The organism is Streptomyces sp. NPDC089919 (assembly GCF_040684615.1).
Lineage (GTDB): Bacteria > Actinomycetota > Actinomycetes > Streptomycetales > Streptomycetaceae > Streptomyces.
On record NZ_JBFBGK010000180.1, the window covers coordinates 1 to 9,147 of the forward strand.

A 9,147-nucleotide genomic window follows, 5' to 3' on the forward strand; every position below is an offset into this window, starting at 1 on the left:
CCGTGTGATCTTCCGCCCCCCTCAACCGCCGGCGCGGCCCCAAATGCCCCCCCGCCGGCGATTGAGGCGCGGGGTCCGGGGCGGCAACGGCGGCGTGGCCCGCGTCACAGCTGGGCTGCAAGGCGGGCAGGGGCGCCCGGGCACGAGAGCGGCGGCTCGTAGAATCCACGGGTGGACACGACCCTGGATGACCCCCTCGTCGGGCGGCTGCTCGACGGCCGCTACCGCATCGACGCCCGCATCGCGGCCGGCGGCATGGCCACGGTCTACCGGGCCGTCGACACCCGCCTCGACCGCATCCTCGCCCTCAAGGTGATGCACCCGGCGCTGGCCGCCGACGCCGCCTTCGTCGACCGCTTCATCCGCGAGGCGAAGTCCGTGGCCCGGCTGGCCCACCCCAACGTGGTCGGCGTGTTCGACCAGGGCACCGACGGCCCGTACGTCTACCTCGCCATGGAGTACGTGAGCGGCTGCACGCTGCGCGACGTCCTGCGGGAGCGGGGCGCGCTGCAGCCGCGGGCGGCGCTGGACATCCTCGAGCCGGTGCTGGCGGCGCTCGGCGCGGCCCACCGGGCCGGGTTCGTCCACCGCGACATGAAGCCGGAGAACGTCCTCATCGGCGACGACGGCCGGGTCAAGGTCGCCGACTTCGGCCTGGTCCGGGCGGTCGGCGCGGTCACCGACACCACCGGCGGCGGGGTCCTCGGCACCGTCTCCTACCTGGCGCCCGAGCAGATCGAGCACGGCACCGCCGACACCCGCGTCGACGTGTACGCCTGCGGCGTGGTGCTCTACGAGATGCTGACCGGCGCCAAGCCGCACTCCGGCGACACCCCCGCGCAGGTGCTCTACCGGCACCTCGGCGAGGACGTGCCGGCCCCCTCGGCCGCCGTCCCCGGGCTCCCCCTGGACCTGGACGAGCTGGTGGCCGCGGCCACCGCCCGCAACCCCGACCTGCGCCCGTACGACGCGGTCGCGCTCTTCTCCCTGGTGCGCGAGACCCGCGCGGCCCTCACGGAGGAGGCGCTGGAGGCCGTCCCGCCGGGCGCCCGGGCCGCCGAGCGCAGCTCGGCCGAGGACCGCACCGGCGTGGTGCCCCGCCCGGTGGGCCCGTCCCCCGCGGACGTCGGGCACACCGCGCGCTTCGAGCGCCCCCTCCAGGAGTCCGCGCCGCCGGCGCCCCGGCCGTCCCGCCGGACGGCCGCGCCGCGCTTCGCCGTGCCCCGGCGCGGCCCGCTCTTCGCGGTGGTCGGCGCCCTGCTGGTGCTCGCCCTGGGCACCGGCGTCTGGTACGTCAGCTCCGGCCAGTTCACCCACGTACCGAGCCTGCTGGGCAAGACCGAGGCGCAGGCCCGCGAGCGGCTGTCCGGCGACGGGCTGGACGTGGCGGGGGTGCGCCGCGAGTTCAGCGACAGCTTCGCCCGCGGCACCGTGATCTCCACCGATCCGGCGGCCGGCGCCCGCATCCGGGGCAACGGCTCCGTGACCCTGGTGCTCTCCCGGGGCCCCGAGGTGGTCGCGGTACCCAAGCTCAAGGGCGTGCCCCTGGCCGAGGCCAAGGCCCGGCTGGCGGCGGTCGGGCTGGCCCCGGGCGTGGTCACCGAGGCCTTCAGCAGCCAGGTCGCCAAGGGCTCGGTGCTGGGCACGGACCCGGCGGCGGGCGAGCAGCGGGCCCCGGACAGCGCGGTGGCCCTGGTGGTCAGCAAGGGCTCCCCGGTGGAGGTCCCCACGGTCGTCGGCACCCCCGTCGACCAGGCCCGGTCCGCCCTGGAGGAGCTGGGCCTGAAGGTGCAGATCGCCGCCGAGCCGGTCAACTCCCCGCAGCCGCAGGGCGCCGTCGCCAACCAGTCGGTGGCCGCCGGCACCCAGGCCGGGACCGGGGACACGGTCGTCCTCACGGTCTCCAAGGGGCCCCGGATGGTGACCGTCCCGGACGTCACCGGTCAGGACGCCGAGGACGCCAAGCGGGCCCTGAAGAAGGCCGGCTTCGAGGTGAAGGTGGACAAGCCCCTCATCTCCTTCAGCAACGAGGTCGGGAGCCAGTCGGTCCCGGCCGGCCAGACCGCCCCCGAGGGCAGCACCATCACGATCAGGATCAAGGCACTGTGACCACCGCTCCGCATCCGGACCACCGCTCCGCCGCCGCCCTGCGCAATCCGGTGGGCGGGCACGTGCCCGTGGCCGGCGGGCTGGCCACCGTCGGGCTGGGCTACGCCCGTGAGCTGGCCGCCGAGACCGTGCAGGTCTTCGTGGCCAACCCGCGCGGCTGGGCCACCCCGGCCGGGAACCCGGCCCAGGACGAGGCCTTCCGCGAGGCCTGCGCCGCCGAGCGGCTGCCGGCGTACGTGCACGCCCCGTACCTGATCAACTTCGGCTCGCACACCGAGGCCACGGTCGAGAAGTCGGTGGAGTCGCTGCGGCACTCGCTGCGCCGGGGCCGGGAGATCGGTGCGCTGGGCGTGGTGGTGCACACCGGCTCGGCCACCGGGGGCCGGCCCCGCGAGGTGGCGCTCGCGCAGGTCAGGCAGTACATGCTGCCGCTGCTCGACGAGCTGACCCACGACGACGACCCCTTCCTGCTGCTGGAGTCCACGGCCGGGCAGGGCTCCTCGCTGTGCTCGCGGACCTGGGACTTCGGGCCGTACTTCGAGGCCCTGGACGCCCACCCCAAGCTGGGCATCTGCCTGGACACCTGCCACGTCTTCGCGGCCGGCCACGACCTGGCCGAGCCGGGCGGCGCCAAGCAGACCCTGGACCTGCTGGTCGACACGGTCGGGCCCGGCCGGCTGAAGCTGATCCACGCCAACGACTCCAAGGAGGGCGTGGGCGAGCGCAAGGACCGGCACGCCAACATCGGCGCCGGCCACATCGGTGAGGAGGCCTTCCGCGAGCTGCTGACCCACCCGGAGACGGCCGGCGTCCCCCTGGTGATCGAGACCCCGGGCGGCAAGGAGGGGCACGCGGCGGACGTGGCCCGGCTCAAGGAGCTGCGCACCGGTCCCTGATCACACCCGTTGAGGAATACCCCTGGGGGGTATACGGTTCTGTCTGTCGGCAGGACCGCATACCTGGTTTTGGGGGTTCTCATGGAGCACGGGCATCAGCACACGGAGCACACCGACCACACGCACCACACCGGCCACGAAGGTCATGAGGGTCATGAGGGCCATGAGGGTCATGAGGGCCACACCGGCCACGACCGCGGCGCGCACGCCCACCACGCCGGCCACGGCCCCGTGAGCTGGGCGATGGCCGCCAGGGCCACCCTGCACTGCCTCACCGGATGCGCCATCGGCGAGATCCTGGGCATGGTGGTCGGCACCGCCCTCGGCTGGGGCAACCTGCCGACCATGGCGCTGGCGATCGCGCTCGCCTTCTTCTTCGGCTACGCGCTCACCCTGCGCGGGATCCTGGCGGCGGGGGTGGACCTCCGGGCCGCGGTGCGGGTCGCGCTGGCCGCCGACACCCTCTCGATCGCCGTCATGGAGCTGATCGACAACGGCGTGATCGCCCTGTGGCCCCGGGCCATGGACGCCCACCTTGACGACCTGCTCTTCTGGACCGCACTGGCGCTCTCGCTGGCGCTGGCCTTCCTGGTCACCACCCCGGTCAACCGGTGGATGATCGGCCGCGGCAAGGGCCACGCGGTGGTCCACCAGTACCACCACTGACACCCCCAGGGGGTACCGGGCCGGCAGGACGGCCCCGGGCGGGGTCCGCGAGGACTACAGCTCCGGGCCGTCGCCCGGCTCTTCCTGGTACGAGTACCGCTGCTCGCGCCAGGGGTCGCCGATGTTGTGGTAGCCGCGCTCCTCCCAGAAGCCGCGGCGGTCGGCGGTCATGTACTCGATGCCGCGCACCCACTTGGGGCCCTTCCAGGCGTACAGGTGCGGGACCACCAGCCGCAGCGGGAAGCCGTGTTCGGCGGTGAGCAGTTCGCCGCCCTGGTGCGTGGCGAAGACCGAGCGCTCCGAAGCGAAGTCGGACATCCGCAGGTTGGAGCTGAAGCCGTACTCGGCCCAGACCATGACGTGGGTGGCCTCGCGCGCGGGCGGGGCGAGGTCGAGGAGGGTACGGGCGAGCACGCCGCCCCATTCGGCACCGGTCATGCTGAACTTGGTCACGCAGTGCAGGTCGGCGACGACCGAGGAGAACGGCAGCGCCGCGAACTCCTCGTGGTTCCAGCAGTGCTTCTCACCGTCCGCGGTGGCCCCGAAGACCCTGAATTCCCAGCGGTCCGGCTTGAACTTGGGCACCGGGCCGTAGTGGGTGACCGGCCAGCCCCGCTGCAACCGCTGCCCCGGGGGAAGCTCCAGCTGCTCTGCTCCCGGAGATTCCCGGCTTTCCGGCTGACCCATGACTCCATGGTGACAGACAGGAAGGGGTGGTCATGACCAGTGGACATGCCAATCGGACAACTCCTACTAAGGAGGGACTTACTGGACGGCCTCCGGTGGCGGTGCGAGGATGCGCGCAACTGCCAGCCACAGACGCGTGGAAGGAGCTTCTGCAATGCAGGGCGACCCCGAGGTCCTCGAGTTTCTCAACGAGCAGCTGACCGGCGAGCTGACCGCCATCAACCAGTACTGGCTGCACTACCGCATCCAGGACAACAAGGGCTGGACCAAGCTCGCGAAGTACACGCGTGAAGAGTCCATCGACGAGATGAAGCACGCGGACAAGCTCACCGAGCGCATCCTCATGCTCGACGGCCTCCCGAACTACCAGCGGCTCTTCCACGTCCGCGTCGGCCAGACGCTCACCGAGATGTTCCAGGCGGACCGGCAGGTCGAGGTCGAGGCCATCGACCGCCTCAAGCGCGGCATCGAGGTCATGCGCGGGAAGGGCGACGTCACCTCGGCGCGGCTCTTCGAGGAGATCCTGGAGGACGAGGAGCACCACATCGACTACCTCGACACCCAGCTCGAGCTGATCGAGAGCCTTGGGGAGCCGCTGTACATCGCCCAGCTGATCGAGCAGCCCAGCTGAGCCGACCGGGTGAACCGGGGCGCCGGCCCGGGAGCGCTCAGGCGGCCTCGGCCAGCGCCGGCACGACCGGCGGGGCGGCGGCGGCCGGCGGGGCGGTCACGGCCGGGACGGCGTCGACGAGCGCCGGGTCGGCGGCGAGCACCTGGCTCGCCCGGCCCTCCTCCAGCAGCTCGCGACGCGGGCAGGCACCGCGGCCCAGCAGGCCCTGGATGGTGCGGACGCAGGAGCCGCAGTCCGTTCCGGCCTTGGTGACGGAGGCGATCTGGCGGGGGGTGCAGGCACCGGCCTCCGCGTGTTCCTTGACCTGCTTGTCGGTGATGCCGAAGCAAGAGCAGACGTACACGCGGTTCACCTCCCGGAAAGACGTTCGGACCAGCCTCCGTCGCGACTGGCGTCTTGATCGGTGAGGCTAACCTAACCTTACCCGGCGGCCCGGAACCGTAAAAGTCCCGTGAACGACAGTGGGGCGCGGATCACATCGATCCGCGCCCCTCTGTGTGGCGAAGCCACAAACTGATCGTTCCTACTGGTCGCGGTACATCTCCGCGACGAGGAACGCCAGGTCGAGCGACTGGCTGCGGTTGAGCCGCGGGTCGCAGGCCGTCTCGTAGCGCTGGTGCAGGTCGTCGACGAAGATCTCGTCGCCGCCGCCCACGCACTCGGTGACGTCGTCACCGGTGAGCTCGACGTGGATGCCGCCCGGGTGGGTGCCCAGCGCCTTGTGGACCTCGAAGAAGCCCTTGACCTCGTCCAGGACGTCGTCGAAGCGACGCGTCTTGTGGCCGGAGGCGGCCTCGAAGGTGTTGCCGTGCATCGGGTCGGTGACCCAGGCGACCGTCGCGCCCGAGGCGGTGACCTTCTCGACCAGCTCCGGGAGCTTGTCGCGGACCTTGTCGGCGCCCATGCGGACCACGAAGGTCAGCCGGCCCGGCTCGCGGTCCGGGTCGAGGCGGTCGATGTAGGTCAGCGCCTCGTCCACCGAGGTGGTCGGGCCGAGCTTGACGCCGATCGGGTTGGCGATCTGCGAGCAGAACTCGATGTGCGCGTGGTCCAGCTGGCGGGTGCGCTCACCGATCCAGACCATGTGGCCGGAGGTGTCGTACAGCTTGCCGGTGCGCGAGTCGGTGCGGGTCAGCGCGCCCTCGTAGTCGAGCAGCAGCGCCTCGTGGGAGGCGTAGAACTCGACCGCCTTGAACTCGGCCGGGTCCGTGCCGCACGCCTTCATGAAGTTCAGGGCGTTGTCGATCTCGCGGGCCAGCTGCTCGTAACGCTGGCCGGACGGCGAGGACTTCACGAAGTCCTGGTTCCAGGCGTGCACCTGGCGCAGGTCCGCGTAGCCGCCGGTGGTGAAGGCGCGCACGAGGTTCAGCGTCGAGGCGGAGGCGTGGTACATCCGCTTCAGGCGCTCGGGGTCGGGGATCCGGGCCTCGGGGGTGAAGGCGAAGCCGTTGACGGAGTCGCCGCGGTAGGTCGGCAGGGTGACGCCGTCGCGGGTCTCGGTGTCCTTGGAGCGGGGCTTGGAGTACTGGCCGGCGATCCGGCCGACCTTGACCACGGGCACCGAGGCCGCGTAGGTCAGGACGGCGCTCATCTGCAGCAGCGTCTTCAGCTTGGCGCGGATGTGGTCGGCGGAGACGGCATCGAAGGCCTCGGCGCAGTCGCCGCCCTGCAGCAGGAACGCCTCGCCCTTGGCGACGGCTCCCAGACGGGCGCGCAGCTGGTCACACTCGCCCGCGAAGACGAGCGGCGGATACGACTCGAGGTCCGCGACGACAGCGCGCAGAGCCTCGGCATCGGGGTACGAAGGCTGCTGCGCCGCGGGAAGGTCTCGCCAGGTCGCCTTTGCGGCGACTGCGTTGGTTTCAGCGTTCACGGTCACGCGCTCAACACTACGTGCTGCACCTCGGGGTCCACTCCACCGACCAATGGGTGAGACGGCGGTCTCCCCGTACGGCCCTCTCCCGGGTGTAGGGTGCGGAGCATGTACGCGCACTCGAACCAGAACTGGTGGTGGACCGCTCATCCGGCGGCCCACTGACGACGCGTACCCGAAAGACTGACGCGAAGGCCGCCCGGAGGGCGGCCTTCGGCGTTTCCGGGGCCGTTCCTCTTCCACCCACCTCTGGAAGGAACACCCCCGATGCAGATCAGCAGGCTGCTGGAAGCCGACTGCCCGCCCTTCGCCCTGCTGCGCCGCCGGACCCCGGGGCGCGACCACGACACCGTCGAGCTGCTGCTGGGCCCGGTCCACGAGGCGCAGGCGCTGGCCGAGCTGCCGGTGCGGGAGCTGCCGACCCTGGCCCTGGTGCCGTTCCGCCAGATCCGGGAGCGCGGCTTCGACGTCCGGGACGACGGCACGCCGCTCTCCGTCCTGGCCGCCGAGGAGGCGTACGAGCTGCCGCTGGCGCAGGTGCTGGCCGAGCTGCCGGACCACCCGGTGCGGGTCGAGGACGGCGCCTTCGACGTGCCCGACGAGGAGTACGCCCAGATCGTGCGGCGGGTCGTCGAGGACGAGATCGGCCGGGGCGAGGGCGCGAACTTCGTCATCCGGCGCACCTTCACCGGCGAGATCCCCGGCTTCGGCCGGGCCGACGCGCTGGCCCTCTTCCGGCGGCTGCTGGCGGGCGAGCGGGGGGCGTACTGGACGTACGTGGTGCACACCGGCGACCGGACGCTGGTCGGGGCCTCGCCCGAGGTCCACGTCCGGATGACCGGTGGGACTGTGGTCATGAACCCGATCAGCGGGACCTACCGCTACCCGGCCTCGGGGCCGACCGCCGAGTCGCTGCTGGACTTCCTCGCGGACCGCAAGGAGACCGAGGAGCTGTCGATGGTGGTCGACGAGGAGCTGAAGATGATGTGCACGGTCGGGGACCGGGGCGGGGTGGTGGTCGGCCCCCGGCTCAAGGAGATGGCCCACCTCGCGCACACCGAGTACGAGCTGCGCGGCCGGTCCTCGCTGGACGTCCGCGAGGTGCTGCGGGAGACGATGTTCGCGGCGACCGTGACCGGCTCCCCCGTGCAGAACGCCTGCCGGGTGATCGAGCGGTACGAGCCCGGCGGCCGGGGCTACTACGCGGGCGCGCTGGCGCTGCTGGGCGTGGACGCGAACGGCGCGCAGACCCTGGACTCGCCGATCCTGATCCGCACCGCCGACATCGCCGCGGACGGCGCGCTGAGGGTGCCGGTCGGCGCCACGCTGGTGCGGCACTCCGACCCGGAGTCCGAGGTGGCCGAGACGCACGCCAAGGCCGCCGGGGTGCTCGCCGCGCTCGGCGTCCGGCCGGCCGCCCCGCGGCCGGCGGCGGCCGGGCCCCGGCTGGCCGAGGACCCGCGGGTGCAGGCGGCCCTGGCCGCCCGGCGGGCCGACCTCGCGCCGTTCTGGCTGCGGATGCAGGAGCCGGCCGCGGCGGTGGCCGGGCACGCGCTGGTCGTCGACGGCGAGGACACCTTCACGGCGATGCTGGCGCACGTGCTGCGGGCCGCCGGGCTGTCGGTGACGGTACGGCGCTACGACGCGCCGGGGCTGCGGGAGGCGGCGCTGGGCCACGAGGGGCCGGTCGTGCTGGGCCCCGGCCCGGGGGATCCGGCCGATCCGGCCGACCCCAAGATGCGGCTGCTGCGCGGACTGGCCCGGGACCTGCTGCGGGACCACCGCGGGGGGCTGCTGGGGGTCTGCCTGGGGCACGAGCTGATCGCGGCGGAGCTGGGGCTGCCGCTGGTGCGGAAGGCTGCGCCGGCGCAGGGGGCGCAGGTCTCGGTGGACCTCTTCGGGTCCACCGAGGTGGTGGGGTTCTACAACACGTATGCGGCGGCGGCCTCGGCGGAGGTCTGCGCGGAGCTGGGGGCGCACGGGATCGAGGTCTCCCGTGACCCCGTCACGGACGAGGTGCACGCGTTGCGCTGCGCGTCTCGGGGCTTCGCGGGCGTCCAGTTCCACCCGGAGTCCGTCCTCACCCTCCGCGGCCCGGAGCTGCTGGCGGACCTGGTCCGGTCCCTGACGGCCGCGGCCCGCCCGGTGTAGCCGCTGCGCGGAGCCGATCCCCTCCCCGCCCCTTCCCGAAACCGGTGGGCGCTGCCCCCGGATCCCCCGCACCACCGCTGCGCGCCGGCCGGAACCGGCCCGGCCGGGGTGCGGTGGTCAGCTTCGACAAGATC

9 protein-coding genes are annotated in these 9,147 nt (G+C 72.6%); 6 read left to right on the forward strand and 3 right to left on the reverse strand.

The window, feature by feature from the left end; translation table 11 throughout:
• Positions 1–171: 171 nt before the first annotated feature.
• The 3 genes from pknB (at position 172) to AB0O40_RS36795 (ending at position 3,671) form a co-directional block, all read left to right on the forward strand.
• The gene (pknB, locus tag AB0O40_RS36785) at positions 172–2,109 is read left to right on the forward strand and encodes a Stk1 family PASTA domain-containing Ser/Thr kinase (RefSeq protein WP_365050448.1); all 1,938 of its coding nucleotides are present in this window, start codon (positions 172–174) and stop codon (positions 2,107–2,109) included.
• Positions 2,106–3,005 carry a deoxyribonuclease IV gene (locus tag AB0O40_RS36790; RefSeq protein ID WP_365050450.1) on the forward strand — a complete coding sequence of 300 codons (900 nt, stop codon included), beginning with the start codon at positions 2,106–2,108 and terminating at the stop codon, positions 3,003–3,005. The genes pknB and AB0O40_RS36790 overlap by 4 nt, the downstream gene beginning before the upstream one ends.
• 81 nt (positions 3,006–3,086) lie before the next feature.
• Positions 3,087–3,671 carry a DUF4396 domain-containing protein gene (locus tag AB0O40_RS36795; protein WP_365050452.1) on the forward strand — a complete coding sequence of 195 codons (585 nt, stop codon included), beginning with the start codon at positions 3,087–3,089 and terminating at the stop codon, positions 3,669–3,671.
• 54 nt (positions 3,672–3,725) lie between these two features.
• Here the strand turns inward: AB0O40_RS36795 and AB0O40_RS36800 are convergent, their stop codons facing one another.
• Positions 3,726–4,358 (reverse strand): sulfite oxidase-like oxidoreductase, encoded by a 633-nt coding sequence (locus AB0O40_RS36800; protein WP_365050454.1) that lies wholly within the window; start codon positions 4,356–4,358, stop codon positions 3,726–3,728.
• A gap of 154 nt (positions 4,359–4,512) precedes the next feature.
• Between AB0O40_RS36800 and bfr the strand changes: the two genes are divergently transcribed.
• Positions 4,513–4,989, forward strand: a complete 477-nt coding sequence (gene bfr, locus AB0O40_RS36805; RefSeq protein ID WP_365050456.1) for a bacterioferritin — start codon at positions 4,513–4,515, stop codon at positions 4,987–4,989.
• A gap of 37 nt (positions 4,990–5,026) precedes the next feature.
• On the opposite strand, the gene AB0O40_RS36810 is transcribed toward bfr, so the two are convergent.
• Positions 5,027–5,341 carry a (2Fe-2S)-binding protein gene (locus tag AB0O40_RS36810; RefSeq protein WP_365050458.1) on the reverse strand — a complete coding sequence of 105 codons (315 nt, stop codon included), beginning with the start codon at positions 5,339–5,341 and terminating at the stop codon, positions 5,027–5,029.
• A 171-nt stretch (positions 5,342–5,512) separates the two neighbouring features.
• The gene (locus AB0O40_RS36815) at positions 5,513–6,868 is read right to left on the reverse strand and encodes a class II 3-deoxy-7-phosphoheptulonate synthase (RefSeq protein ID WP_365050460.1); all 1,356 of its coding nucleotides are present in this window, start codon (positions 6,866–6,868) and stop codon (positions 5,513–5,515) included.
• Positions 6,869–6,970: 102 nt separating this feature from the next.
• Here AB0O40_RS36815 and AB0O40_RS36820 point away from each other — a divergent pair, with 102 nt between their 5' ends.
• Together AB0O40_RS36820 and AB0O40_RS36825 are read left to right on the forward strand one after the other, a co-directional pair.
• A complete protein-coding gene (locus AB0O40_RS36820) occupies positions 6,971–7,027 on the forward strand; it encodes a trp operon leader peptide (RefSeq protein ID WP_223766914.1) in 57 nt (18 codons plus the stop codon).
• Between the two features lie 102 nt (positions 7,028–7,129).
• Positions 7,130–9,013 carry an anthranilate synthase family protein gene (locus tag AB0O40_RS36825; protein WP_365050462.1) on the forward strand — a complete coding sequence of 628 codons (1,884 nt, stop codon included), beginning with the start codon at positions 7,130–7,132 and terminating at the stop codon, positions 9,011–9,013.
• Positions 9,014–9,147: the final 134 nt, after the last annotated feature.